The organism is Streptomyces panaciradicis (genome assembly GCF_023516615.1).
In the GTDB taxonomy this organism is placed as follows: Bacteria; Actinomycetota; Actinomycetes; order Streptomycetales; family Streptomycetaceae; genus Streptomyces; species Streptomyces panaciradicis.
Genome location: NZ_JAMGBF010000013.1, coordinates 25,631 through 49,117 on the forward strand (window position 1 = coordinate 25,631; position 23,487 = coordinate 49,117).

The following is a 23,487-nucleotide window of genomic DNA, read 5'->3' on the forward strand; positions in this document are numbered from 1 at the left end:
GGACGGCGGCGGTGACGGCGCGGAGTCGGGCCCGCGGGTGCTGCGGCCGGTGGGTCGCGGGTCAACCGCCCAGGCCCAGGCCGCCGCTGACGGGCAGGACGGCGCCCGTCACATAGCGGCCCGATTCGCCGGTCAGGTACCGGACCGCGGCGGCGACGTCCTCCACCTCCCCGGCATGGCCCAGAGGCGTGATGGCCAGCAGGTGCCGGCGCCGGCCGTCGGTGATCGCACGGCTCATGTCGGTGTCGATCAGACCTGGTGCGACGACGTTGACCGTGATGTTGCGGGGACCGAGCTCCCAGGCGAGGCTGCGGGCCATGCCGAGCATCCCGGCCTTGGCCGCCGCGTAGTTGACCTGTCCCGGCGCCCCGTACGCGTAGGTCATCGAGGACATCAGGACGATACGGCCCCAGCGGGCACGCATCATGCCGCGCACCGCGCGCCGTACCGTGCGGAAGGCGCCTTGCAGATTCACGTCGACGACGTCGGTGAAGTCGCGCTCCTCCATGCGCAGGAGCAGCCGGTCGCGGGTGATGCCCGCGTTCACGACGAGGACTTCGACCGGTCCGTGTTCCGCCTCCACCTTGTCGAACGCGGTGTCGATGCTCTGCGGGTCGGTCATCTCGGCGCGCACCGCGAGGAGCCCGTCCGGCGGCTGGGTGTCGCGGTGGGTGACGGCGACGCGGTCGCCGTCCGCCGCGAGGGCTCGGGCGACGGCGAGTCCGATGCCGCGGTTGCCGCCGGTGACCAGCACCGAGCGTCCCATCAGTGGCTCCTTCGGGAATCGTCCTGGTGGTGCGGGAGACGGCGGTCCGCGGCGCGTCGGCGGGCGAGCATGAGGTTGGCGGCCGCGGTCGCGGCGATCAGCGAACCGATCTCCGTGTGACTGGGCATCTCGAAGAGGCTGTCCGGGAGGGCAGTGGGCAGTTCGCCCCGGCCGAGGTCGCCGTGCGGGAGGTGTTCGTGAGCGCGGAGCGTGCCCGTGGTGGCCTTTGTGCCGTCGCCGGCAGCGATGCGGCCGTTGTGAGGTGGGTGCTTCATCGGCCTGCCCCGCTCCCCGGACCCGCCGCGGCGCATCGCTGCGGGGCCTCGGCGAAGAGGTGCTCGACGGCCGCGGCGAGCCGGTCCGCGGGCAGGGCGCCCGGCAGGATGCGGCGGGCGAAGCGGGGGCTCGGCGGCAGCCCGTCGCGCCGGTCCTCGGTCAGCAGCGGCGGCAGGAGTGCCACCGGGGTGCGGGACAGGGTCTCGTCGCTGTCCTTCAGGAACCGGGCGGCACGGTCCCGGTGGGCGTCCGGGAGCCAGTCGAGGAAGGGCAGGCGCAACTCCACGACCTCGTCCTCCCCGGGCTCGTCGGGATGGGCGCGGGTCAGGGATGCGAGCAGCCGACAGGGTGCGGACCGCATCTCCTGGCGCAGCACCGGGACATGGCTGCGGGCCTCGTCCAGCAGCACCAGAAGCGGTCGTTCCTTTTCGATGTGTTCGTGCACCATCGCCAATTGGTCTTGGTCCGGCCAGATTCCCGTAGGTGTCCAGGACCGTGTGCCGGGTTGCCGCGGCTGCTCTTTCCAGAGCACGCGCGCCGGTCCTTCGAGTACGACGATCACTTCTCCGAAGCGTAACGTCGGTGAAAAACGCATGACTGATATTCCCCCGTACTGTTCCTGCAATTTCGCGATACCGCGCAGTCGAATTCCCGGTGGGCAGGCCGATTTCCTGGCATGGCCCGCTCGGGAATGCTGAGCGGATTGAATACGGCCTTGGCCGTGATGTCGCGCCGTGCGGTCAGGCGGCCGTGGGCAGCCGGTGCGCGAGAGAGCACCGGCCGCCGATCCCCGCGAAGTCGTCGACGGCCAGGTCCGCGGTGCGCCACGTCTCCCCGCGCATGGTGACCAACCGGGTTCCGGTGGTGCGGACGTTCGTGGCGAAGCTGCGGCCCAGCGGCCGTACCGGCGTGCGGGCGCCGATGGCGAAGCGCCTCATCCACAGCGTGTCGGTACGTCCCCGGGTCAGCCCGTCCTGCGCGTAGAGCAGGGCCTGGGCGAGCTGGGCCACCCCCACGAGCGCGTCGATCGGCGAGACCGAGGGCCCGTACTCCGCTTCGGCGCCGTGGGTGTCCGTTCCGGTGCCCGGCTGTTCGGCCACGACGCGCTGACGGCCTTGGATGCGCTGTCCGTCCAGGTCGACGTGGACGTGGTCCGCGTACTGGGTGCGGTTCTTGTAGCCCTCGCCGTAGTGGCGGGCACTGGCCGGCCCCAGGGCCTGCGAGGCGTCCGCGTAGGTGTGGGGGCCACCGCTTGCGTGACCCCGTTCGTGCGCGAGAGTGCAGCGCACCCGCAGGCCGCCGACCCGGCAGCCGAACGTGGTGCTGACCGGCGCGGAGGGGCCGGAGTCCGGGCCCTCGGATGCGAGGAGACGGCCCTCCACGGGGAAGTCCGCGAGGTCCTCGTGCGGGGAGTTGCCGGCGCGTACGTCGGCCTCCCGCAGCCAGGTGCGCCGCTGTTGGGCCGGTGTCAGCCCGAAGGCCCGGCCGATGTGCGTCTCGGCCAGTGTCACGGCCAGTACCAGCGCGTCGATGCTGCTCAGATGGGGCCGCAGTTCGCCGGCGCCCGACTTGCGGGACCAGTCCTGCGGGTAGTGCAGGGTGCCCCGCGCGGTGACGAGGGCTCCCGGTTCGGCCGAGCCGTCGGTGCTGATGTTCCCGAGGTCCTGGCCGACTCGTTTGTAACCGCTTCCGAAGAAGCGTGCGCTGCCCGGACCGAGGCAGCTGTCGAAAGATCCGTAGAACAAATCCTTGCTGTTCATTCCCCCGTTGACCTTTCCCCCTGTTGCGGGCTTGACCCGCGTGCCGGATCCGACCTGGATCGGTCGGCTTCGGACACAACGAGACTAACACGGTCGAGTTGGGGTCCAGCGGGAATCAAGGACCATGTGAGACTGTCCACAATTCCGCCTGGGGGTGTATCAGGAGGGGATTATCGAATTCCGCGGACAGGCTCGCGAAAACACGCGAGGGATCGCGAAATGCGGATTTATCAATTCCGGCGAAGCGGAGAAGGGGATTCCGTGCCCGCGCGCCCACAGGACGGTCACTCGCAGGCGATGACCCGCGGCCAGCGGTCGGCGAGCAGTTCGCCGAGCAGCGTCCGCAGTCGCTCACGGTCCGCCTCGGGTACGGCGGCCAGGAACTCCCGCTCCACCGCGTCGACCGCGTGACCGGCGCGCTCGAGGGCCTCACGGCCGGCGTCGGTCAGGCTCAGGATGTAGCGCCTGCGGTCCGAGGGGTTGCGGCGGCGCTCGACATGGCCCGCGCCCTCCATCTCGTCCACCAGCGCGACCATGGTCGTCGGATCGAGGTTCAGCAGCCGGCTCAGGTCCTGCTGGGAAAGGCTGAGGCCGCTCTCCAGGGCTGCGAGGACGTAGAAGTAGCGCATCCTCATCCCCTGTGCCGCCAGGGCCCGTTCGGCGTCCTCCATCAGCAGCACGCCTGCCTTGTGCAGCAGGTATCCGGTCCTGCGGACAAGGGGCAGGTCCAGCCCGGCGGGCTCCGCCGGGCCGCGCATCGCCTGTGTCATCCGGGCCGCTCCCCTTGTCGAATGAGGTGACCGGGACCTGCCGGGAGACCCTTGGTCTTGCCGAGCGTCCCCCGTGCCGATCATCGGTTCTTCGAAGCGTAATGGCAGTGGTGCCCGCCTCCAAGACCGGGCAGCCACGCCCCCGGTCCGTGGCTGCCCGGTCGCTCGTCCGGCCCGTCAGTGGGCCTCGCCGGCCGGCTCCCGGCTCTCGCTCCGGCTCGGCGCGACGGCAACGGCGCCGCTCTGCGCGGCCTCGTCGCCCGGAACGGCCGCGGGTGCGCCGGCGACCTTCGACGTCTCCGTACGGGCACTCTCGTGGAGGTCCCGGGTGCGGACGAAGGCGAATCCCGCCAGCGCCCCGACGGCCGCGACGGCGGCACACACGAGCATGACGTCGGTCAGACCGTCCACGAAGGCGGTGCGTGCGGCCAGGTCGAGGGCCGGAACCAGTTGTCGGGGCGCGCGGCTGAGGGCCTCGGCCCCGCCGCCGGCCGCCACGGCCTCACCGAACCCGTGGGCGGCCGGGCCGAGTTGGCGGCCCGCGGCGGACTGGGTGAACAGGTCGGTCACCCGGCTGTGGAAGACGGCGCCGAAGCCGGCGATACCGATGGCCACGCCCACCTGCTGGAACGTCTCACTGATGCCGGAGGCCATACCCGCCTTCGACGGCTCCACCACGGCGATGGACAGCGATGCACGGGAGGGGTTGAACAGCCCCATGCCGATGCCGATGCCGAACATGCTCGGCAGCAGCGCGGTCCAGGCGGTGTGCGGGCCGGTGAGCGCGACGAGGGCCAGTCCGACGGCGATGAGAGCCATGGAGGTTCCCATCAGCAGCCGTTGCGGCACCCGGGTCGTCAGCGAGCCGGCGACGGCGGCGGCCACGAACAGGGTCAGGGTCAGCGGCAGGAAGCGCAGTCCGGTCTCCCACGGCGAGAACGCCAGCACGTTCTGGACGTAGGAGACGAGCAGGAAGATCGCCGACATGGTGGCGGCGGCGCACAGCAGCGTGACGGCGGAGACGCCGTTGAAGGTGACGTTGCGGAACAACGACAGTTGCAGCATGGCCCGTTCGCCGCGCCGCCTCTCGACGACGGTGAACAGCGCCAGCAGAACCACGGAGGCGCCGAACATCGCCGTGATCGGCAGGCTGCTCCAGCCGTCGGTCTCGCCGCGCAGCAGCCCCAGGACGAGGAGGCTCAGTGCTCCGGAGAACAGCACCAGGCCCCACCAGTCCAGAGCGGGCGCCGTTTCGGGGTGCCACTCGCGCATCCGCAGCAGGCTGATGGCCAGTGCGACGAGGCCGACCGGAACGTTCACCAGGAAGATCCATCGCCAGCCCAGTCCGTCGGTGAGCGCGCCCCCGATCAGCGGTCCGAAGGCGATGGACAAGCCGACGACACCACCGAAGACGCCGAAGGCCCGGCCCCGGTCCTGGCCCTGGTACTCCTGCCCGATCAGCGCGGGACCCACGGCGAACAGGACGGCGCCGCCCAGTCCCTGTACACCGCGCGAGACGGAGAGGGTCACGGTGTCGTTCGCGAGGCCGCAGGCGAGCGAGGCCAGGAGGAACACGACGAAGCCCGCGTTGAAGACGCGCTTGCGGCCCAGCCTGTCGGCCAGCGAGCCGGCCGTCAGCAGCACCGCCGCCAACCCCAACGCGTAGGCGTCCAGCACCCATTGCAGGGACGTGAAACTCGCGTCGAAGGCCTCCCGGATGTCCGGCAGCGCCACGTTCACCACGGTCAGGTCCAGCAGCAGCATGAACGTGGCGACACACACCACGGCCAGCGTCCACCCCCGGCCACCGGGACCCGCCTCGGCCGCGGGCCCGGACGCCGACTGCGGCGGCCTGGTCGTTCGTTCGTCCATCGTTCCCCCGAATCTCGATGATCAATAGTTCAAATCATCGGCAACACCGATGATTTGAAAAGCTATGGATGCGCCAGGACGCCTGTCAATGCGCCGGTCGCCTTTCGGCCGACACCGGGCCGGAAATCGCGCCTCGGCGTCGGTCGCGGGGAGGGGTGCCGTGCCCGTGACGTCGGCACTGTGCCGGTCTGTCTGGGGCCTACTCGGCCGGCGGTCGCACCCGGGGCTGTTTCACGGGTTTCGCCGGCGCATCCCCCTTCACACCAGCTACACACGGCGTGCGAAGATGCCGTCGCCCGGTACGTACATCGGTGTGCCGGCAGAGGGGAAAATCGAGTGAAATCAAGGAAACTGAGCCGCAGACGGCGTCACGTGACCATAGTGACGGCGGCCGCAGCATCGGTGGTCGCCGGTGCGGCGCTGCTGCCCAACTGGAGCGCGGGTGCCGCGGTCGGGGCCGACCAGCCGACCGTGGACCCGACGACCAAGGCCACCTTCCAGAAGCTGGCCGACGCGGTCTTCACCGAGCGCACAGACGCTCTGCTGGACAGCGGCAAGGGGCGAAACAAGCCGCTGTCGTCCCGGTTCTCCGGCGACGTACGCATGTCCTCCACGCTGTCGGACGACGAGAAGTCCGCTCTGTCCCAGCTGCGCACCCGCAAGTCCCGTCTGCAGGCGCTCGGCGAGAGCTACAGCGCGGGCAACACCAAGGTGTCGCTGGACCGGACGGTCGTCCAGGGTCGGCACGCCACGGTTCAGGTCACCGAGACCACTACGCTGACGTACAAGAAGGTCAGCGGTAAGAAGGTCAGTGGCAACGAGCCGAAGACGACCGGCTTCCAGGCCCACCACCGGCTCACCTTCACGGCCGACGCCAACGGCAACTGGCAGCTGTCGAAGATCCGGGAGACGGACGCGGGCTACCTCGCCGTCAACCAGCCGGCCAAGCCGTCCATCAAGGCGGCGCCGACCACGGCCGACGACAACATGCCGCAGGCGGCTCGCTCCGCCACCACGTGGCCCGCGCCGTCGAACCCGAAGAACTTCTCCGCCAGCGGCTACGACTACAAGGCGATGGCCGCGTACGCGGAGAAGTACTGGAGCAACTACAACCCCGCCTACCCGAACTTCAACGGTCAGGGTGGCGGCGGCGACTGCACCAACTTCGTCAGCCAGTCGCTGAAGGCGGGCGGCTGGAAGCACGTCCCCGGCTACGTGTACGACTACACCAAGTGGTTCGGCAACTCCGACATCCAGTCGGACTCGTTCGTCGGTGTCAACGAGTTCTCCTGGTTCGCCCTGAACTCGAAGCGTGTCACCAGCCTCGCCAACGTCTACCAGCTGGACGTCGGTGACGTGCTGCAGATGGACTTCGACAAGGACGGGTCCAAGGACCACACGATGATCGTCACCTACCGCAGCCCGCAGGGCGTGCCGTACGTGACGTACCACTCCACCAACACCTACCGCAGGTCGGTGGCCAGCATCATCGCGTCGTACCCGAACGCGGCGTACTACGCCTACCGGACCTGACCGGTGCGTGAATGGGGACCGGGCGACCGGTCCCCGATTCCGTCGAACGGTGCTGACGGGCGACCGTCCGGGCTGCCGGGCGCATGCCGGGGAGCCCGGACGGTCGGCCGGTGATCCGGCTCAGAGCCGGTCGAGGATGCCCTGCAGCTGCTCGACCTCGGCGGACTGGCTCGTGGCGATGTTCCCGGCCGTCTTGACCGCGTCGGCGTTCTTGCCGTTCTTCCGCTCTTCCTCGGCCATGGTGATCGCGCCCTTGTGATGCCCGATCATCATCTGCGCGAACATCTTGTCGAACGCGGCGCCCTTCATGGCCTTGAGCGCCTTCATGTCCTTGTCGGACATCATGCCGTCGCCCATGTTCATGCCGGGCATGTCCCCCATGGCCACCGGCCTGCCCCAGGACCGCAGCCAGCCCTTCATCGCCGTGATCTCGGGGTCCTGGGCCTTCTCGATCTTGCCCGCGAGGCTCTTGACCTCCGAGTCGGCAGCCCGGCCGTCGGCCAACCGGGCCATCTCCAGCGCCTGCTCGTGGTGCGGGATCATCATCTGGGCGAACGTCACGTCCGCGTCGTTGAAGTCGCCGGCCGAGGGGGTCTTGCCTGCGTCGGCGGCCGCGGTGGAGGACGGCGTGCCGCCGGCGTGGTTCATGCCGGGCATGCCGCCCGTGTCGTCGCCGTCGCCGCCGCAGGCGGAGAGCAGCAGGGCTCCCGCCGCGACGACGCTCGCGGCGGCGACGCGGCGGGCGGGCTTGCGGCGCAGGGCACGCGTGAAGGCAGTCATGATCGATGTCACCTCGGGTGTCTGGTGTGTCCGGTTCTGGTGGCTGTTTCGGCGCGTACGGCGTCGCGGGCGCGCGCGATGGCACGCGACCGCGAGGACGGTTCGGCCTACAGCCTCAGAACCGACAACCGGGTGAGATCGGGACCTGGTGGGGGAGGGGCGGGCCACAACTGGGCCAAGGCCCGGGAGAGCAGATGCGCCGGCCGGTCGGGATGACGGGCGAGGGCGGAGCGCAGAAGCGCGGCCAGGACCCAGGCCCCGAGCAGCACGGCCAGACACAGCGTCAGCATGTCCATCGCCATGAAAGGCATCTGCATGACCGGCATGTGCGTGTAGTGCATGTGCGTGAACTGCATGTGCTTCAAGGGCATGTGCGCGGATGACGCCTGCGCCGGGTCCGCTGCCCCGTGCGCGTCCACGCGGGTGACGGCGGCTGCGTGAGCCGCGGCGGCGTCGCCCATCGCCGCTGCCGGCGCGTGGGACGCCGTGTTCATCACGGCCGAGGACGCGTCGGCCTGGTGTCCCACGGTGTGCATGAGGAAGACGCTGAGTGCGAGCACGACGACGAGCAGCAGATGCCCGAGGGCGCCTGCCGCGCGCACGCATCGGCTCACTCGCACCGCGCTCTCCTGTCTGCTCGTTGTGGATCTCTGCCTCTCGACAGTAGCGGAGGGGAAGAGGGCGCGCAGTCGGATGCCCCTGGGTGGACCGTATACCCCGTCTGGGTATAGTGAGGGATCTGTCTGACGAAGCAGGGTGCGGAAAGCGATGACGGCAGCGATGGATGAGCGGGTCCGCCCCAGCGGCGGCGCCGTCCGCTGCGCACGGGCGGTCGTCGTCGCGCTGCTCGCGGCACTCGCCGTGCTCGTCCATCACGACACGACGTCCATGGCCATGCCCGCTCGTGCCATGAGCGCGATGGCCGGCATGGGCCATGCCACCGGGCACGCGGGTATGACGGCAACGCCCACCTCCACCGTAGACGCCACGGCGCTCCGGACGGTGGACATCCCCATGGACCGTGACGACGGGGCCTGTTCCGGTTCCGCGATGCAGCACTGTTCGGCCGGCGACATCGGTACGGCGAAGCTCGTACCCCCGGCCGCCGCCGTCACCGTCGGCCGGTCGCACCTTCCCCCTGCTGCGTTCGCCGGGCACCGGTGGCCCGGCAGGTCACACCGTGCGCCCCCCGATCTCTCGCTCCTCTCCCGACTGTTGATCTAGGCCGCTGTGTGCGAGCCGCCGCCTTCGCACGGACATGCGAGCGGCGCCGCCCGCGCTCGGTCAGGCCAACGACACGTCGACAAGAGGACCTTCCCCATGAACAGCATCGACCGCCGCTCCGTCCTGCTGGGCGGACTCGGCGCCGCGGGCGCGGGCGCGCTCGCCGCGTGCAGCAGCGGCTCCGGCGGCTCCAGCGGCGCCCCTTCCCTGGTCAGCCCCGACGACAAGGTGGTGGCCGCCACCGACAGGAAGCGCAGGACCACCGGCACGGTGCGGCAGGTGACCCTGACCGCCGCGTCGGCCGTGCTCGACCTCGGCGGCGGGGTGACGGCCAAGAGCTGGGCCTTCAGCGGACGCACCCCGGGCAAGGAGATCCGGTTGTCGGCCGGGGACACGCTGGCCGCCGAACTCTCCAACCAACTGCCGGACCGGACCACCACCTCGATCCACTGGCACGGCATCGCTCTGCGCGCCGACATGGACGGTGTGCCCCCGGCCACCCAGACCGCCGTACGAGCAGGCCGCACCTTCACCTACCGCTTCATCGCCGACGCCCCCGGCACCTACTTCCTCCACCCGCACGTCGGCGTCCAGCTCGACCGCGGCCTCTACGCCCCGCTGATCGTCGAGGACCCCAAAGAGCCGCTGTCGTACGACGACGAATGGGTGGTCGTCCTCGACGACTGGGTCGACGGTGTCACCGGTACCCCCGACCAGGTCTTCGCCGAACTCAGGCAGGGCATGGGCGGGATGGACATGGGCGGCGGAGGTACGAGCGGAGGAAGCATGGGCGGGATGAACTCCTCACCCTCACCCTCCGCCGCCTCCTCCGGCGGCATGTCGATGAGGTTCATGCTCAGTGGCGCCGAGAGCGAGCTGCTCGGCGGCGACGCCGGCGACGTCACGTACCCGTACCACCTGGTCAACGGCCGCATCCCGGCCGACCCTCACATCTACACCGGCAAGCCCGGCAAGCGCGTCCGGCTGCGCATCATCAACGCGGGCGGCGACACCGCGTACCGGGTGGCGCTCGGCGGCCACAAGCTGACCGTCACCCACACCGACGGCTTCCCGGTCCAGCACCAGCAGGCCGACGCCCTGCTGGTCGGCATGGGGGAGCGCTACGACGTCCTGGTGACCCTCGCCGACGGGGTCTTCCCGTTGGTCGCGCTGGCGGAGGGCAAGGGCGCCGGTGGGATGGCGCTGGTGCGCACCGGGTCCGGCAGCGCGCCGAAGTCGACCGTGGGTCCTGCGGAGCTCAACGGCATGATCATGACCGCCGCGCAGCTGAAGGCGGCGGACGACGTCCGGCTCGACGCGAAGAAGGTCGACCGAGTGCACCGCATCGAGCTGACCGGCGGGATGATGCACTACGACTGGGGCATCAACGGCAAGCGGTTCGACATGAGCAACCCGACGGCGAACCCCATCCCGGTCGAGCAGGGCCAGCGCGTGCGGCTGGACTTCGTGAACACGACCACCATGTGGCACCCGATGCACCTGCACGGCCACACCTACCAACTGGGCACCGGCGGCCCGCGCAAGGACACCACCCTCGTGCTGCCCAAGAAGACGGTGTCGGTCCACTTCGACGCCGACAACCCCGGCCAGTGGATGCTGCACTGCCACAACGCGTACCACGGTGAGGCCGGGATGATGGCGCTCGTGGCCTACCAGGCCTGACGACGGATCCCCCCGGCCGGCACCGTTTTCGGGACACGGCCGGCCGGCGGGGTTCATCCCGACTGTTCCAGGTCGGGGCAGGTGCCGTACGTCAAAGGCGCGCGGGTCGGCGTATGGGCCCGGTCAACGGTGCTCGGATCCGGTCGGAGACGAGGTTGTCTCTATCCGTCCGATCCGCTCGGGGATACCCGCACCTCACTCCAGGAGTTCACGATGGCCGATCTGGCCTTCGTCGTCACCATGATCGTGTGCTTCGCGCTGGTGGCTCTCGTCGCCAAGGGGGTGACGAAGCTGTGACCGCAGAGAACATCGTCGGCCTGGTCGCGACCGTCGCCCTGCTGGGAGTCGGCGACCGCGACGCGGTCGCCGGCCCCGCCGCCCCTCGCATCGCGTCGACGGGGGGTGCTGGACTCAGACGCCGATGCGGGGGCCCGCGGCGCGGCGGAGGCGGTTGGCGATCGCCAAGCCCAGCCCTTCCTCGACGGGCAGGGAGGCCACGATCAGGTCGCAGCCCTGTCGGTCGAGGTCGCGGAGGAACCCGAACAGGCCGTGCGCGTAGGCGGCCATCGAGTCGGGGACCGGGACCACGGCGTGGGCCTTGAGCGCGGCATCGGCGTAGGAGGAGGGCAGGAAGACACCCACCTGGTGCCCCAGTGCCTGTGCGCGCTCGGCTTCGGCGACGACGTTCTCGGGCTCGACGAGGACGACTCGCGCGCGGGGCGCGTAGTGGGACGGATGCTGGCCCGGCACACGGACGTCACTGGTCGCGGGGACCGCGAGTGGATGTCCCAGTACCGCTTCCAGGTCCTCGCGTGTGACCCCGCCGGGCCGCAGGATGCTGGGCACCTCTCCCGTGGCGTCGACGATGGTCGACTCGACGCCGACTTCGCAGGGGCCGCCGTCGAGCACGCAGTCGACCGCGTCGCCGAGCTCGGCCCGGACATCGTCCGCCGTGGTGGGGCTGACAGAGCCGAAGCGGTTGGCGGACGGGGCGGTGACGCCGCCGCCGAAGGCCGACAGCAGAGCGAGGGCCGTGGGATGGGCCGGCACGCGCACGGCGACCGTCTCCAGGCCGCCGGTCGCCTCCAGAGGCACGCGGGGACCGCGGCGCAGGACCAGGGTGAGCGGTCCCGGCCAGAAGTGCTCGGCCAGCAGGCGAGCCGTTTCCGGCACGTCCTCGGCCCAGTCGCCGAGCTGCTCCGCGCCGCCGATGTGGACGATCAGCGGGTGGGACGGCGGACGGCCTTTGACCTGGAAGATGCGCGCGACGGCGGCGGGGTCCTCGGCGTTGGCACCCAGACCGTAGACGGTTTCGGTCGGAAGGCCCACCAGGCCGCCGGCGCGCAGCACGCCGGCTGCCTTGTCGATGTCACTGAAGCTTGCCGTCACGCTCGTCATTCTAGGTGCGTCCAGAACCGACGACGTCCATGATCAATCCCGGGTGGGGCGCTGACGAGGAGTTCTCGGTGAAGGGAGGTCGGGGCCGGTGACCCAGGTCACGGCGTTCCGGCGGAGACGCAGGTCCCCGGCCCCTTCAGAATCTCCCGCGAAGCGGCACCGCCGCAGGTCAGAGCCGGGCGGTGGCGCTTCGGCGTGAGGGGCCGGTGTCACATGTGCGGCGGCGGAGAAGTGATCACGAGGTGGAGGAAGACGGTCCAGGCGCCCGCCGCGGCCGCGGCGACGCGCAGCCTCCTGCGGCGCGCGGGCGTGATCGGGTCGGGACCTGGTCCTACGGGGAGGACGACCGGAACCGGCGCTCGTCCCGGCACGGCCTCTGGAGAAGCGGATGCTTCCGGGGCAGGCCGCTGCGGCGTGGGACGGCCCTGAGGCCGGCTCTCGGGCCGCCGGAGGCGCTGCCGCGTCGTCCGGCGGGGTGGGTGCACGGCCGTCGACGTGGCTGAGCCGTCCGTGACGGCCGGAGCCAGTCCCTGGGCGAGGCCGCTCAGGAACGCGGCGTAGGCGGCCCGCCGCAGACCGGTGGGAGTGGTCCGGCCGCTCTCCCACGAACGCACCGTCGCCGCCGTCACACCGAACGCCGCGGCGACCTGTTCGTCGCTGAGCTGCCACGCCCGGCGCAACCGTGCGCGCTCCTCCGGGGCGGGCAGAGGTGCTTTGCCGTCCCTGCGGCGAGGGTGGGACGGCATGGGGTGCTGAGGCAGAACGTTGATCGTCATGACCGTATGACAACCCGTCAGGAAGTGGTGTGACTCTATGACGGGAAGTGCACCCGTATGCCGTAACCCTTGGACGGTTCCCGTGAGGAGGTAAGCCGTGGAACGGCCGACGCCGGTGCGTGCATGGCGTCGGAAGGGTCGGTCAGCTAGGCGGGTTCGGGGCTGATGGTGGACGACGGGCCGGTCTCCGCCGCCGGTTCGCTGCGGGTGGCCGGGACGGTCGGGTGCGGCACCGAGGGTGCCGACGGACGGTGCACGGTCAGGGTTTCGACGCGGTAGGACAGTTCGGTGGCCTCGGGGTCGGGGGGCGGGTGGTACCGGCCCGCGCACACGGAGAGGTTGACGATCAGGTAGGCGCGCCAGTGCGCTCCGACGCCTCGCCCGTCGGCGAAGACCTGCGTCCCGTCGAGGGACCACACCACGTCGCGTCGGCCGAACGTGACCTCCAGGTCGATGGTCGCGCCGGGGCGCACCGAGGGATGCCGGAGGTAACGGTGGCCCTGGCGCACGTGGTTGGAGAGTTCCAGGAGGTCCGGGTTGTCGGGGTGGTACTCGAACACGTCGACCTCGTTGCCGCCGTCCCGCCAGGTCCAGATCGCGGGCCACGCACCCATCCCGGTGGGCAGGCGAACCCGGGTTCTGAGCTGGTCGCCGGTGCGGACGGTGAAGCCGTCCTGGCTCCCTTCGGTGGTGAGCAGACCGGCGTTCCACCAGCCGTCCGTTCGGCGGGTGGCGCGGAACGTGCCGGTTCGGGAGTAGGCGGGGTCCGCGGTGAGGTAGTCCAGTTTGTTGTCGCCCGGGTTGGTCGGGCCGCCGTCGGGATAGGCCCACGAACGGCCCGCGACCCACTGGCGTTCGGAGGTGAAATCGGCTGAGAAGACGACATCGCTCACGTGCGTGCTCCGTGGTGGCCGAATACCGCGTAGGGATCGGCCGAGTGCTGCCCGCGCGGAACCCCGGCCATGCTGCGGCCACCGCACCGTGCTGCCCTTTCGTTCTCCCGGGTGAGAAACGTGCGTCGTGCGGTCGAACGCCCGGATGAGATGCGAATGCAGGCGCCCTTCGCCGCGATGCGCGAGCGAGGTGTCGCGTCATCCGCTCCCCTGCCCTGACGGGCCTGCCAGCAGGAGATGTTCCATGGCCTCGTAGTGGTCTCCTTCTCGTACGGCCGTCCGTCTGCGCGTCAGTACGGTGCCCAGCACACCGCACAGGAAGCCCGCCGGTACCGAGACCAGGGCCGTGGTGGTGAAGGGGAACCAGTTGAAGTCGGCGTCGGGGAAGGCCGATTGCGGGGTGCCGGAGACGAGGTTGGTGCCGGTGATGAGGACGAGGACGCTCAGCGTGCCGCCGATGAGGGTGCACAACAACCCCGTGCGCGTGTAGCGGCGCCAGAAGAGGCTGTACACGAGCGCGGGGGCGATCGCCGAGGCCCCCAGGCAGAAGGACAGGATGGCGAGCGGCTGGAGGCTGCGGTGCTGGGCCACCACGGCGAGCAGGATCACCGGCAGGCCGACGGCGAGTGCGGCCAGCCGCGCCAGGGCCGTCTCCCGCTGCGGCCCCAGGGGGCGGCGCGTGGCCGCGACGTCGTGGGCCAGGGAGTTGGCGCATGCGAGCGTCATGCTGGACACGGAAGCCAGCAGCGTCAGGAAGATCGCCGTGGTGACCGTGGTGAACAACAGGCTCTCCGCGTGCGACAGTTGCATCCCGAACGCGGCCCGGGCGCCGAGCAGATAGGCGGTGTTGCCGCGCGCGTCCGCGGCGGTGACGCCGGTCCGCCCGATGAGGGCCGTGGCACCGACCGCGATGACGACCACGACGGCCATGAACAGGGCCACCGTGGAGACCGCCCAGCTCATCGCGCGCCGCACCTGGCGTGCGCTGCCGGCGCTGTACATGCGCATGGTGACGTGCGGCAGGCAGGCGCCGCCGAGCACGATGGCGCACTGGGTGCTGACCATGTCGAGGTCGCTGTGCGGGCCGTTGGCGAACTGCAGACCGAAGCGCAGGTAGGCGTCACCCGCACCGCTGCGCCGCGCGGCTGTGCGGAAGAGGGTCTGGGGGTTCCAGCCGAAGGTGTGCAGGATGAGCCCGGCGACGATCAGCCCGGAACCGAGCAGCATCACCGTCTTGAGGATCTGGATCAGCGCCGTGCCCCGCATGCCCCCGAGGGCCGCATACGTGATCATCAGGCCGCCTGCTCCGACGACACAGCCAGTCCGCATCGCACTGTCGGTGAAGCCGAGCACGTATGCCAGCAGTTGGCCCACTCCGGCGAGTTGCACGACCATCATCGGCACCAGCGAGGCCAGGGTGACCACGCACGCCGTGATGCGCACGGCGCGGCCCGACAGCCGTCGGCCCAGCGCGTCGCCCATGGTGAACCGGCCGGTGTGATGCAGGGGTTCGGCCAGCAGGACCATGAGCAACAGCAGCGACAGCAAGGTGCTCAGGGCCAGTACGACACCGTCGTACCCGCACAGGGCGATGACGCCGCCGATGGTGAGCACGGTGGCCGCGGAGATGTAGTCACCGGCGATGGCCAGTCCGTTGCGCAGGGGCGACAGGGAACGGTAGCCGGTGTAGAACTCGGCGAGGTCGTCGCGGTCCGGGCCGGTCAGCACGCACAGCAGAAGGGTGAGGGTGACGACCGTGCAGAACGCGACGAGCGACCAGGACTGGGCGGTGCCGGAGAAGTCGGTCACGGCCGTCCCTCCCCGTCGTCGGCGCCGCCTGCGTACCGGCGGACGCGCCGGGCAAGGGGGTCGACGTACCGGCGTGCGGTGACCTCGTAGAGGAGCACCGCCAGCCAGGTCACGGGGAGTTGGGCGAGGGCCAGCAGGAGGCCGGTGGGCAGCCCGCCGGGTGCGGGGCGGGTCATGAGCGAGGGGAGCCGGACGGTCAGGGTGAGGAAGACGGCGAAGTAACCGAGTGCGGCCAGGGTCGCCACGCGGCGCAGGCGTCGGCTCGCCCGCCGCAGCAACCGCAGATCGCGGTGGGGACCGGTCCACGAACGGGCGCGGGCCGGGACCCGCACCTCGCTCGCGCGATGCGACTGCGGTGCCGGGCCGGGGAAGGCGTGCCGGGCGGGCCGGTGCTGCGCCGGGTATAACTCGGAGCTGTCGGAGGACATCCCAAGATCTCCTGGTGGTCTGGGCCCAAGAGGTGCGGACCGCGGTGTGTGGGGGAGCGGTTCGGGATACCGCACGTTATGCGGCCTGCGGGCCGCGCGCAGCGGCTTCCGGTGAACTGCCTGGTGGCACCCGGTTCCCGCGCTGACCTCGGGTGTTGCGGGTGTGGCGAGTGTGGCGAAGGTGCTCGACCGGGTGCAGCGGCGGCGTCGGGTACGGCTCTGTTCCGGGGGCGCGCCGGGGACCGGCAGGGTGATCGTCGTCAGGTGCCGCCGGGGGACGGAACGCGCGATTCACCTGGGCGGCCCAGTGTGGGTGCGCGCGGGCGGGGCAGTCGACGGTCACCTCCGGAAGGTGATCCTCCTCTTGCCTTCCGGGGGATGCAGGCGCGGATGCCGCAGCCATCCCCGAGTCGGCTGCGGCATCTGGCGCTTTGCCGGTGCGGGGATGCACGCGTGGAGAGGGGGCGGCGGAGTTCGCGCGGAAGCGCCGGTCACGCCGCTCACCGCTTGGCCAGGCTCGAGCGCCGCGATAATCGCATGTCGACCTGCTTCGCGTCCCCATAGCGTGTGTTCATGACCGTAGGCATATGGGCGGGAGTCAGGGAGCGGGTGCTCCGACTGGCCGAACACCCCAGGGCACAGCAGGTTTTCGGGGCCCGAGGCCATGGCTTTCGCCTCGGCCCCGTCATGGACGAGGGAGAACTGAACGCGCTGGAAGCGGACCTGGGTGTCGGCCTGCCGACGGAGTACCGGAGCTTCCTGCTGTGTGTCGGAAGCGGGGGCGCCGGCCCCGACTACGGTCTGATGACGCCTGTCCCGGGTGACAGCGGGTGGCAATGGCGCGGCATCGGGCTCGCCTTTCCCGGGCAGCCCACCACGGCCCGTTTCGCCGGACAGCCTTTCGTGGCGAAGGCACTCCAGGAGGAGCTCGACTCGCTCGAGACGCAGGAGCCCGAGAGGGAGGCCTTCGCGACCGACGACGCGTTCCGCCGCGCGCACCGGGCGTGGGACGCGCGCTACGAGGAACTGAGTGACGCCCAGGAAGCCGGCGCGGTCTTCCTCAGCGAGCAAGGGTGCGGCTATACGTCACTGCTGGTGATGACGGGCCCGTACCGGGGCGCCATCTGGGAGGACCTGAGGCCGGCGGACCTCGGGATCAAGCCGTCCGGTCAGAACTTCGCTCAGTGGTACCGGAGTTGGCTGGAGCGCACGGAGCAGCAGTGCGAAGCCCTCCCCGATGACGATGTCGACTGATCGCGTACGGATCATTTCTATCGAGCAACAGTTGGCATATAAACTTGTCAGGGTCTCGGCAAGGCCCGTCATCGGGCGGGGACCGGTCTCCACCTGGCACGCATCGACTTGGGGGGCGTCAGTGGCCTGGTTCTCGAAGGGAAGACGGGACGAACCCGTCTCCGACGCCCGAGACACCCCCGTGGCCTTCGCGCTGAGTCAGACGGACTTCAGGACTCTCGTCCGCGTGGTCGAACATGCCCGAGAAAGGATGGAGGCCACCGGCGGCAGTGATGCCGACACCATCCGCAACGCCAGCGGGGCCGAACTCCTGCCGGTGCTCTATCCCCGCGTAGGGACCGCGGTCGCTCGCGGTCACGGTGTCGCGATGCTCGTGTCCGAGATCCGGCATGTGGAGGCTGCCGTCATCAACCTGGAGTCCTACGGGGGCCACGAGACCGTCCTGGTCGAGGGCTACGCCCTCCTGAAACGGTTGGCCACGCTCAAGGAACAGGCCGCGGCGGCGGAGACGGTCGATGGCATCCTCACCCTGCCGCCACCCACACCTCGCGCCCCTTGCGGCTGACTCGCCGACTGGCTGAAACGCGATGCCACATGGCTGTTGCATATCGGCCGCATTGTCACGGAACGTCTGCGGGGCGGTGGGCGCACGGTCACGGACAGCAACCAGGCCGGGCCGGTACCGGTTGAAGACGTCATGAACGAACAGCCCCAGCACGATGAGTACGTTTCCGGTGTCCGCGCCGTACAGTTCCAGCCGTCCGTCCATGACGACAGCTGCCATGCGGGCACCGGTGTGGAGTGTGCCTGGTGTGCCCAGATGCAGGCCGCTGAAGAGGCGGCTGTGCGTGCGCGCCGACAGGACAAGCCCACCTTCCAGTGGCCGTGACGCTGGTGTCGCGGCATTGTCGCCGTCCGCGCATCGGCGGATATGACAAACACCGGATTGCATCCTCTGCGTGATGACGCCCGCAGATCGCAACTGAAAGCCCACCGACTCGCCTCTCCCACATCGACAACCACACCACCTGTGAGCAAGGAGCGCGGTATGACCCTGACGACCCACCCGGTGATCAGCTCTCTCCACACCGACGACCACCTGCTGCCGCCGCCCAACCCCGCGCACCGGCTCCCCTGCCACATCGAGCCGCGTGATCTGCGCCGCCTGGAACTGCACGCGGTGCTCACCGCGGCCGGCATCGCCCCGCTGCCCGGCGACTGCGAGGCCATCGAGCAGATCAGTGCGCTCCCCGCCGAGGTGCATCAGGCCCTGCACCGGTGGCTGACCGCGTAGGCGACCTCGGGACCGACCGGTGGGGTGGCGACGCCCCGCGGTGCGGCGGAGTTGCCTGAGACCGGCCGCCATGCAGCGGCAGGTGGACACAGTGGCGGGGCCGCCCGGCCCCGCCCGCTCCACGTCCGGGCCCACCGCTCCACGCCTGGCCCCACCGCTCCACACCCGGGCCCCCGCCCCGCGCCTGTGCGGAAGGCCGGCCGAGTGCGTCCCGCCGCCCTGCATGCCTGGTCAGCCGCCTGCGGCCACCCCTGTCTGGAAGCGGTGACGCGGGGCATGCATACAGTGGAGGCGGGTGTTTCGTCCCGGAGCACCGCATGATGCGCTCGTGCGCGCAGCGCCATCGCGTGTCGCCGCACGGTCGCCGCGAAGGTCTGGAGGCCCGACCGTGACCGACACCCCCAGCATGCCCGTCGCGCCGTCGGGCGGGGAGCGCCCCGTCCCCGGGGACGCCGCACGGGACGCCGAGGAGGACGTCGTCGGGCAGCGGAACCGGCGGCTGGCGCAGGCCGGTGTCGCACGGGCCGAGGACCTGCTCATGTCGCGTTACGGGATCTCGTCCCGGCAGGAGGCCTTCGACCTGCTGCGGCGCACCTCTCAGCGGTTCAACATCAAGCTCCACGTCCTCGCGGACGTCGCGGTACGCCTTCCCGCCCCCCAGATGCAGGCTCCCCATTGGGCGCCGAGCCGTCCTCGCAGACCTGAGCCGCCGGTGCCCGCACTGCGGGCGGGCGGACCGGCGCGGTCCGGCTACGGCGCCGTCCTCAAGGCCGCCCTGGAACGGACGCTGCACCTCACGGGTGCCGAGATGGGGAACGTCCAGGTGGTGGAGAGCGGGGTGCTGCGTATGGAAAGGCACACGGGCCTGGACCGCTCCTTCACCGACTACTTCGCCTTCGTGGCCTCTTCGACGACCTCCTGCGCGCAGGCCGCCGAAGAGGTCCGGCAGGTCACCGTCAAGGACGTCGGGGCCTCCGACATCTTCGACGAAGGATCCCGGCAGACGATCCTGGACGCCGGTAGCCAGGCCTGCCACAGCGTGCCGCTGCTCGGTCCGAACGGCGCCGTGAGGGGCATGATCTCCTCCCATCACGCACGGCCGTTGAACGATCTGTCGCCCGACCGCCTCGGCGCGCTGCACGAACTGGGCAGGCAGGTCGGCCTTTGGCTGTCGTGGCACCGCGGCACCGTCGTCCCCACCGCGCTCGACCACCTCCACCGGACGGTCACCGGCAGGCGCTGACGGTCCGCCGTCCCGGTACCCGTCGCCCGGCATCGGGCCCGGACGGGAGCCAGGTATACGGCCGTTGACTCCCCGCCCCCTCCAAGTGCCGCTGCCTGCGGAGCGTTGGGGTACTCGTCGACACCTTCGCCCTGCGGCCAAGGGCCCGACGAAACGGAGTGCGGGTGTCGGTCGACCTCATCGGCTTTCTCGGAGTGGTCCTGGCGGCCTACGTCGTCCCCGGCCCCGACTTCCTCGTCGTGCTCAGATCGGCGCCGAACACCCCCTCAAGGGGCGGGCCGCAGCGCTGGGGGCCCAGGCCGGCTTGTGCGTGCACATGCTCGCCGCGGCCCTCGGGCTCTCGCTGATCGCCGCGCGTTCGCCCGTGGTCTTCGACGTCGTCAGGCTGCTGGGTGCGGCCTACCTCGTCCACCTGGGAGTCCGGGCGGTGTCGGCCGCCCGCCGTGCGATCCGGCAGCGGCGCGCCGGGCGCGCGGAGACCTGCGGCGCGGGTACTGAGAGCACGGGAACCGTTGACCTCCTCACGAACGTACTCAACCCCAAGGCCGCGTTGTTCTTCCTCAGCGTGCTGCCGCAGTTCGTCCATGGCGGCGGATCGACGACCCGGCAGATCTTCTTCCTCAGGTTCCTGGACGTGCTGATCGGGGTCGCCTACTGGTTCGCCCTGGTCGCCGTCGCGGCACGGCTGCGGGCATTTCTGGCCCGTCCGACGATCCGTGACAGGTGGGAGCCGGCCACCGGCTGGCTGTTCATCGCGATCGGCATCGGCGTCGCGGCTGCCTGAGAGGCGCGGCGCTCGCCACGAGGATCCGCCGCTTTCAGCCGGCGTTGCGGGCGCCGGGCCGGGTGGCCGATGACGCGGCGGGAGGCGTGTCCGCGGTGCCGAAGAGCCGGCGCCGCAGGGGCGGGTGGAGGTTGGCCCGGGTCAGGTCACTGTCGTAGTGCGCCATCAGCCGGTGGTCCATCACCCGGCGCCACAGCGGCGGGAACCAGGCCAGCACGATCATGGTGGCGTAACCGGAGGGGAGTTGGGGCGCCTCGTCGAAGTGACGAAGGGTCTGGTAGCGGCGCAGCGGGTTGGCGTGGTGGTCGGAGTGCCGCTGCAACTGGAAGAGGAACAGGTTGCTGACCGTGTTGTTGCTGTTCCAGCTGTGGCGCGGGGCCACGCGCTCGTAGCGGCCGTCCGGTCGGCGCCGGCGCAGCAGGCCGTAGTGCTCCAGGTAGTTGACCGTCTCCAGCAGGCAGAAGCCGAGCACGGCCTGCAGCGCCAGGTACGGCAGGACCTGCCAGCCGAACACCGCGGTGAGTGCGGCGAACAACGCGGCCGAGAGAGCCCAGGCGGTCAGGATCTCGTTGTGCGGGCCGTACACCGCGCGTTTGCGCCGGGTCAGACGGCGCGTCTCGAGTTCCCAGGCCGAGCTGAGGCTGCCCCACACGGTGCGCGGCAGGAACCGCCAGAAGCTCTCGCCCATCCGGCTGCTCGCGGGGTCCTCGGGTGTGGCGACCCGCACGTGGTGACCGTGGTTGTGCTCGACGTAGAAGTGCCCGTACCAGGTCTGCGCGAGTGCCATGCGGCTCAGCCGCCGCTCCAACTGTTTGCGCTTGTGGCCCAGTTCGTGGGCCGTGTTGATGGCGACGCCGGCTACGACTCCTGTCGTCGCGGCAAGCCCCAGGCTGTCGGCGACCGGCAGGCGACCGGTCGCCCACTGGCCGCAGGCCCAGACGAGGGCGCCGAACTGAAGCGGCAGATAGAGGTAGGTGCACCAGCGGTAGTAGCGGTCGGCCTCCAGGCGCGGCATCGCCTCGTCCGGCGGGTTGGCGCCGTCCGGTCCCGTCAGCCAGTCGATGAGTGGGATCAGGACGAAGGCGAAGAACGGCCCCCACCACCAGAAGGCGCGCAGGTGCGTGAGGGCGACCAGGCCGCCCGCCTGGAACGGCAAGGTCGGCACGGCGAGGGCGAGCAGCCACAGGGGGCGCTTGGGATCCCGCCAGACGCGGGCATCGTACGGCGCTGGCTCCATGAGGACTCCTTGACGAGGGCGCGGGCTTCCGCCGCACCGATCCGGGACGGCGGAAGCCCGCGCTGGGGGGGGTGAGCCGACAGTGCCACGGAGACGAGAGCGCTGACAAAGGGGGCACCGTGTAAACGTTCTGACGTCAAGTCAGATATCTGGCCCGGGGTCCCGGGAAGACGAGGGGATGGCACACTGCCGGGGTGCGTGAGAGCCGTCCGTCCCTTCCCTCCGAGCCCCGCCCCGATCCACCGCGTGTGGCGTGGCGCAAGCAGATGCGGGAGCGGGTGCTCGAAGAGGCCCGCGCGCTGGCCGCGGAGGGCGGCTGGGACCGGGTGAGGGTGGCCGACCTGGCGTTGCGGGCGGACGTCTCCCGGCCCTCGATCTACAAGGAGTTCGGTGACCGGGCCGGCATCGGGCAGGCGCTGGTGTCCCGCGAGACGGAGAAGTTCCTGCTGGGCCTCGCCGTGGTGCTGGACGCGCGCCGTGACGACCTCGCCGCCGCGTTGCGGGCCGGGGTCGCCCACGCCCTGGTCGAGGCGGGTGCCAATCCCTTCATCGGCGCCGTACTGACCGCGGCGCGGGGTGGTACGGACGCGCTGCTGCCGTTCCTGACGAGCAGATCCGAGCCCGTCTTCACCAGCGCCTGGCAGCTGCTGGCGGAGTGGCTGGGCGAGGTGGCGCCGGAGGTGGCGGCAGAGCGCCGGGTGGAGGCGGCCGACCTCGCGGTGCGGCTGACGATCAGCCACATGCTGCTGCCCTCCCCGCTGACCCCGGACGCGCCCGAACGCGTCTCGCGCGCCGCCTGCGCGGTCCTGGGACTGCCGGCTGCATCCTGAGCGCCGAGCAGGGCATCGAGCTCCCGACCACCGAGCGGAGGTATCGACATCCCCACCACCGGGCGGTGGCCGACTTCAGGACGGCCGCCCGGCATTCCGTGCGCACCGCTCTGATCCCCGCCGTCCGACCGGGCCGCCTGCCGGGCCTCGCGGCGGTGGCCGCCGTGACCTGCGTGGCTGCAGCGGAGGACGCGCAGTGGGTGCCGTCCGCACCCGTCAGGCGGTGCGCCGCAGCAGATGGAACATGGGCGCCGCCTTGCGCAGGGGAGCCGGCATCCCCTCGGTGGGCGCGGGCTCGCTGTCGATGAGGCGCCAGCCGGGGAACGCGGTCTCGATGTCCGTGGCGTCGGCGCCGCGCGGCAGCGGCTTCGGCACGGCTCCCGGCCGGAACGCGAGCAGGATCAGCAGAGCGTCCGGCGCCGCCACGGCGGTGACCGAACGTCCCATGGCGGCGCGCTGTCCGTCGTCCAGGCCGTGGAAGCAGCCGATGTCCAGCAGCAGGTGGTACGACGCGCCGACCTCGGCCCGGTCCAGCGCGGTGACGTCACCCTGAAGAACGCGGGCCGCCACGCCCGCATCGGCCACGCGGACCCGGGCCCGGCGCACGGCCTTGCCGATCAGGTCCACGCCGGTGGCCTGCCAACCGCGCTGGGCGAGAGCGACGAGGTGCAGGCCCGATCCGCAGCCCAGGTCGAGCGCGCGTCCCGGGCCGCCGAGCTCGGTCTCGGCCCGGGCGATGAGTTTGTCGAGTGCGGCCGCGCCACCGGTGCCGGCGCGCTCCCAAGGCGTGAGGTTCAGTGCGTACGCGACGGCGTATCCCCTGCTCATGACGGCTCCCGGGTCGAATCGTTTGGGCTGACCGTAGGAGCCGGCGGCG

General features: G+C 70.7%; 26 protein-coding genes. 11 read left to right on the forward strand and 15 right to left on the reverse strand.

Annotated elements, in window-relative coordinates; genetic code table 11:
- Positions 1–61: 61 nt before the first annotated feature.
- From fabG to M8J74_RS05380, 6 genes are all read right to left on the reverse strand, one after another.
- Complete coding sequence (gene fabG, locus M8J74_RS05355) at positions 62–766, reverse strand: 3-oxoacyl-ACP reductase FabG (protein WP_249835282.1); 705 nt, start codon at positions 764–766, stop codon at positions 62–64.
- Positions 766–1,041 (reverse strand): hypothetical protein, encoded by a 276-nt coding sequence (locus M8J74_RS05360; protein ID WP_249835283.1) that lies wholly within the window; start codon positions 1,039–1,041, stop codon positions 766–768. Before M8J74_RS05360 ends, fabG begins: the two co-directional genes overlap by 1 nt.
- Positions 1,038–1,490 (reverse strand): hypothetical protein, encoded by a 453-nt coding sequence (locus tag M8J74_RS05365; protein WP_249835284.1) that lies wholly within the window; start codon positions 1,488–1,490, stop codon positions 1,038–1,040. The genes M8J74_RS05360 and M8J74_RS05365 overlap by 4 nt, the downstream gene beginning before the upstream one ends.
- 292 nt (positions 1,491–1,782) lie before the next feature.
- Positions 1,783–2,802 (reverse strand): AvrD family protein, encoded by a 1,020-nt coding sequence (locus tag M8J74_RS05370; RefSeq protein ID WP_249835285.1) that lies wholly within the window; start codon positions 2,800–2,802, stop codon positions 1,783–1,785.
- Positions 2,803–3,086: 284 nt separating this feature from the next.
- Positions 3,087–3,572: a MarR family winged helix-turn-helix transcriptional regulator gene (locus M8J74_RS05375; protein WP_058927533.1), complete on the reverse strand. Its 486-nt coding sequence runs from the start codon at positions 3,570–3,572 to the stop codon at positions 3,087–3,089.
- Between the two features lie 177 nt (positions 3,573–3,749).
- Complete coding sequence (locus M8J74_RS05380) at positions 3,750–5,444, reverse strand: MFS transporter (RefSeq protein WP_249835286.1); 1,695 nt, start codon at positions 5,442–5,444, stop codon at positions 3,750–3,752.
- A gap of 372 nt (positions 5,445–5,816) precedes the next feature.
- On the opposite strand from M8J74_RS05380, the gene M8J74_RS05385 reads away from it, so the two are divergent.
- Complete coding sequence (locus tag M8J74_RS05385) at positions 5,817–6,977, forward strand: amidase domain-containing protein (protein ID WP_249835287.1); 1,161 nt, start codon at positions 5,817–5,819, stop codon at positions 6,975–6,977.
- Positions 6,978–7,097: 120 nt separating this feature from the next.
- On the opposite strand, the gene M8J74_RS05390 is transcribed toward M8J74_RS05385, so the two are convergent.
- Together M8J74_RS05390 and M8J74_RS05395 are read right to left on the reverse strand one after the other, a co-directional pair.
- The gene (locus M8J74_RS05390; protein ID WP_249835288.1) at positions 7,098–7,757 is read right to left on the reverse strand and encodes a DUF305 domain-containing protein; all 660 of its coding nucleotides are present in this window, start codon (positions 7,755–7,757) and stop codon (positions 7,098–7,100) included.
- A 107-nt stretch (positions 7,758–7,864) separates the two neighbouring features.
- Positions 7,865–8,359 (reverse strand): hypothetical protein, encoded by a 495-nt coding sequence (locus M8J74_RS05395; RefSeq protein ID WP_249835289.1) that lies wholly within the window; start codon positions 8,357–8,359, stop codon positions 7,865–7,867.
- 166 nt (positions 8,360–8,525) lie between these two features.
- Between M8J74_RS05395 and M8J74_RS05400 the strand changes: the two genes are divergently transcribed.
- The 3 genes from M8J74_RS05400 to M8J74_RS05410 all read left to right on the forward strand — a co-directional run bounded on the left by M8J74_RS05400 (position 8,526) and on the right by M8J74_RS05410 (position 10,961).
- Positions 8,526–8,981, forward strand: coding sequence for a hypothetical protein (locus tag M8J74_RS05400; RefSeq protein ID WP_249835290.1), 456 nt, complete (start codon positions 8,526–8,528; stop codon positions 8,979–8,981).
- A gap of 96 nt (positions 8,982–9,077) precedes the next feature.
- Positions 9,078–10,664, forward strand: a complete 1,587-nt coding sequence (locus M8J74_RS05405) for a multicopper oxidase family protein (RefSeq protein WP_249835291.1) — start codon at positions 9,078–9,080, stop codon at positions 10,662–10,664.
- 81 nt (positions 10,665–10,745) lie between these two features.
- A complete protein-coding gene (locus M8J74_RS05410) occupies positions 10,746–10,961 on the forward strand; it encodes a hypothetical protein (RefSeq protein ID WP_249835292.1) in 216 nt (71 codons plus the stop codon).
- A 114-nt stretch (positions 10,962–11,075) separates the two neighbouring features.
- Here the strand turns inward: M8J74_RS05410 and M8J74_RS05415 are convergent, their stop codons facing one another.
- From M8J74_RS05415 to M8J74_RS05435, 5 genes are all read right to left on the reverse strand, one after another.
- A complete protein-coding gene (locus M8J74_RS05415; RefSeq protein WP_372500112.1) occupies positions 11,076–12,053 on the reverse strand; it encodes an L-threonylcarbamoyladenylate synthase in 978 nt (325 codons plus the stop codon).
- A 218-nt stretch (positions 12,054–12,271) separates the two neighbouring features.
- Entirely contained in the window at positions 12,272–12,838 is a 567-nt protein-coding gene (locus tag M8J74_RS05420; protein ID WP_249835294.1) for a helix-turn-helix domain-containing protein, read from the reverse strand.
- Positions 12,839–12,984: 146 nt separating this feature from the next.
- Positions 12,985–13,731: a LamG domain-containing protein gene (locus M8J74_RS05425; RefSeq protein ID WP_249835295.1), complete on the reverse strand. Its 747-nt coding sequence runs from the start codon at positions 13,729–13,731 to the stop codon at positions 12,985–12,987.
- Positions 13,732–13,929: 198 nt separating this feature from the next.
- Entirely contained in the window at positions 13,930–15,540 is a 1,611-nt protein-coding gene (locus tag M8J74_RS05430; RefSeq protein ID WP_249835296.1) for a sodium/solute symporter, read from the reverse strand.
- Complete coding sequence (locus tag M8J74_RS05435) at positions 15,537–15,968, reverse strand: DUF485 domain-containing protein (RefSeq protein ID WP_249835297.1); 432 nt, start codon at positions 15,966–15,968, stop codon at positions 15,537–15,539. The genes M8J74_RS05430 and M8J74_RS05435 overlap by 4 nt, the downstream gene beginning before the upstream one ends.
- 573 nt (positions 15,969–16,541) lie before the next feature.
- On the opposite strand from M8J74_RS05435, the gene M8J74_RS05440 reads away from it, so the two are divergent.
- From M8J74_RS05440 to M8J74_RS05465, 6 genes are all read left to right on the forward strand, one after another.
- Positions 16,542–17,222 carry an SMI1/KNR4 family protein gene (locus tag M8J74_RS05440; protein ID WP_249835298.1) on the forward strand — a complete coding sequence of 227 codons (681 nt, stop codon included), beginning with the start codon at positions 16,542–16,544 and terminating at the stop codon, positions 17,220–17,222.
- A gap of 250 nt (positions 17,223–17,472) precedes the next feature.
- A complete protein-coding gene (locus tag M8J74_RS05445) occupies positions 17,473–17,787 on the forward strand; it encodes a hypothetical protein (protein ID WP_249835299.1) in 315 nt (104 codons plus the stop codon).
- Between the two features lie 132 nt (positions 17,788–17,919).
- Complete coding sequence (locus M8J74_RS05450) at positions 17,920–18,111, forward strand: hypothetical protein (RefSeq protein WP_249835300.1); 192 nt, start codon at positions 17,920–17,922, stop codon at positions 18,109–18,111.
- 159 nt (positions 18,112–18,270) lie between these two features.
- Positions 18,271–18,516 carry a hypothetical protein gene (locus tag M8J74_RS05455; protein WP_249835301.1) on the forward strand — a complete coding sequence of 82 codons (246 nt, stop codon included), beginning with the start codon at positions 18,271–18,273 and terminating at the stop codon, positions 18,514–18,516.
- Between the two features lie 388 nt (positions 18,517–18,904).
- On the forward strand, positions 18,905–19,759 hold the full coding sequence (locus M8J74_RS05460) for an ANTAR domain-containing protein (protein WP_249835302.1): 855 nt from the start codon (positions 18,905–18,907) through the stop codon (positions 19,757–19,759).
- A 316-nt stretch (positions 19,760–20,075) separates the two neighbouring features.
- The gene (locus M8J74_RS05465; protein ID WP_249835303.1) at positions 20,076–20,543 is read left to right on the forward strand and encodes a LysE family translocator; all 468 of its coding nucleotides are present in this window, start codon (positions 20,076–20,078) and stop codon (positions 20,541–20,543) included.
- A gap of 34 nt (positions 20,544–20,577) precedes the next feature.
- Here the strand turns inward: M8J74_RS05465 and M8J74_RS05470 are convergent, their stop codons facing one another.
- Positions 20,578–21,780, reverse strand: coding sequence for an alkane 1-monooxygenase (locus M8J74_RS05470; protein WP_249835304.1), 1,203 nt, complete (start codon positions 21,778–21,780; stop codon positions 20,578–20,580).
- A 248-nt stretch (positions 21,781–22,028) separates the two neighbouring features.
- On the opposite strand from M8J74_RS05470, the gene M8J74_RS05475 reads away from it, so the two are divergent.
- Positions 22,029–22,610 carry a TetR/AcrR family transcriptional regulator gene (locus M8J74_RS05475; RefSeq protein ID WP_249835305.1) on the forward strand — a complete coding sequence of 194 codons (582 nt, stop codon included), beginning with the start codon at positions 22,029–22,031 and terminating at the stop codon, positions 22,608–22,610.
- 216 nt (positions 22,611–22,826) lie between these two features.
- On the opposite strand, the gene M8J74_RS05480 is transcribed toward M8J74_RS05475, so the two are convergent.
- The gene (locus M8J74_RS05480; protein WP_249835306.1) at positions 22,827–23,438 is read right to left on the reverse strand and encodes a class I SAM-dependent methyltransferase; all 612 of its coding nucleotides are present in this window, start codon (positions 23,436–23,438) and stop codon (positions 22,827–22,829) included.
- Between the last annotated feature and the right edge of the window lie 49 nt (positions 23,439–23,487).

Bases quoted from the DNA above. Each gene is read 5' to 3' on its own strand.
- M8J74_RS05380 (WP_249835286.1), bottom strand. From the start codon at position 5,444: ATGGACGAACGAACGACCAGGCCGCCGCAGTCGGCGTCCGGGCCCGCG.
- M8J74_RS05390 (WP_249835288.1), bottom strand. From the start codon at position 7,757: ATGACTGCCTTCACGCGTGCCCTGCGCCGCAAGCCCGCCCGCCGCGTC.
- M8J74_RS05405 (WP_249835291.1), top strand. From the start codon at position 9,078: ATGAACAGCATCGACCGCCGCTCCGTCCTGCTGGGCGGACTCGGCGCC.
- M8J74_RS05450 (WP_249835300.1), top strand. From the start codon at position 17,920: ATGAACGAACAGCCCCAGCACGATGAGTACGTTTCCGGTGTCCGCGCC.
- M8J74_RS05480 (WP_249835306.1), bottom strand. From the start codon at position 23,438: ATGAGCAGGGGATACGCCGTCGCGTACGCACTGAACCTCACGCCTTGG.
- M8J74_RS05440 (WP_249835298.1), top strand. From the start codon at position 16,542: ATGACCGTAGGCATATGGGCGGGAGTCAGGGAGCGGGTGCTCCGACTG.
- M8J74_RS05360 (WP_249835283.1), bottom strand. From the start codon at position 1,041: ATGAAGCACCCACCTCACAACGGCCGCATCGCTGCCGGCGACGGCACA.
- M8J74_RS05445 (WP_249835299.1), top strand. From the start codon at position 17,473: ATGGAGGCCACCGGCGGCAGTGATGCCGACACCATCCGCAACGCCAGC.
- M8J74_RS05470 (WP_249835304.1), bottom strand. From the start codon at position 21,780: ATGGAGCCAGCGCCGTACGATGCCCGCGTCTGGCGGGATCCCAAGCGC.
- M8J74_RS05365 (WP_249835284.1), bottom strand. From the start codon at position 1,490: ATGGTGCACGAACACATCGAAAAGGAACGACCGCTTCTGGTGCTGCTG.
- M8J74_RS05375 (WP_058927533.1), bottom strand. From the start codon at position 3,572: ATGACACAGGCGATGCGCGGCCCGGCGGAGCCCGCCGGGCTGGACCTG.
- M8J74_RS05400 (WP_249835290.1), top strand. From the start codon at position 8,526: ATGACGGCAGCGATGGATGAGCGGGTCCGCCCCAGCGGCGGCGCCGTC.
- M8J74_RS05465 (WP_249835303.1), top strand. From the start codon at position 20,076: ATGCTCGCCGCGGCCCTCGGGCTCTCGCTGATCGCCGCGCGTTCGCCC.
- M8J74_RS05435 (WP_249835297.1), bottom strand. From the start codon at position 15,968: ATGTCCTCCGACAGCTCCGAGTTATACCCGGCGCAGCACCGGCCCGCC.
- M8J74_RS05455 (WP_249835301.1), top strand. From the start codon at position 18,271: ATGACCCTGACGACCCACCCGGTGATCAGCTCTCTCCACACCGACGAC.
- fabG (WP_249835282.1), bottom strand. From the start codon at position 766: ATGGGACGCTCGGTGCTGGTCACCGGCGGCAACCGCGGCATCGGACTC.
- M8J74_RS05420 (WP_249835294.1), bottom strand. From the start codon at position 12,838: ATGACGATCAACGTTCTGCCTCAGCACCCCATGCCGTCCCACCCTCGC.
- M8J74_RS05370 (WP_249835285.1), bottom strand. From the start codon at position 2,802: ATGAACAGCAAGGATTTGTTCTACGGATCTTTCGACAGCTGCCTCGGT.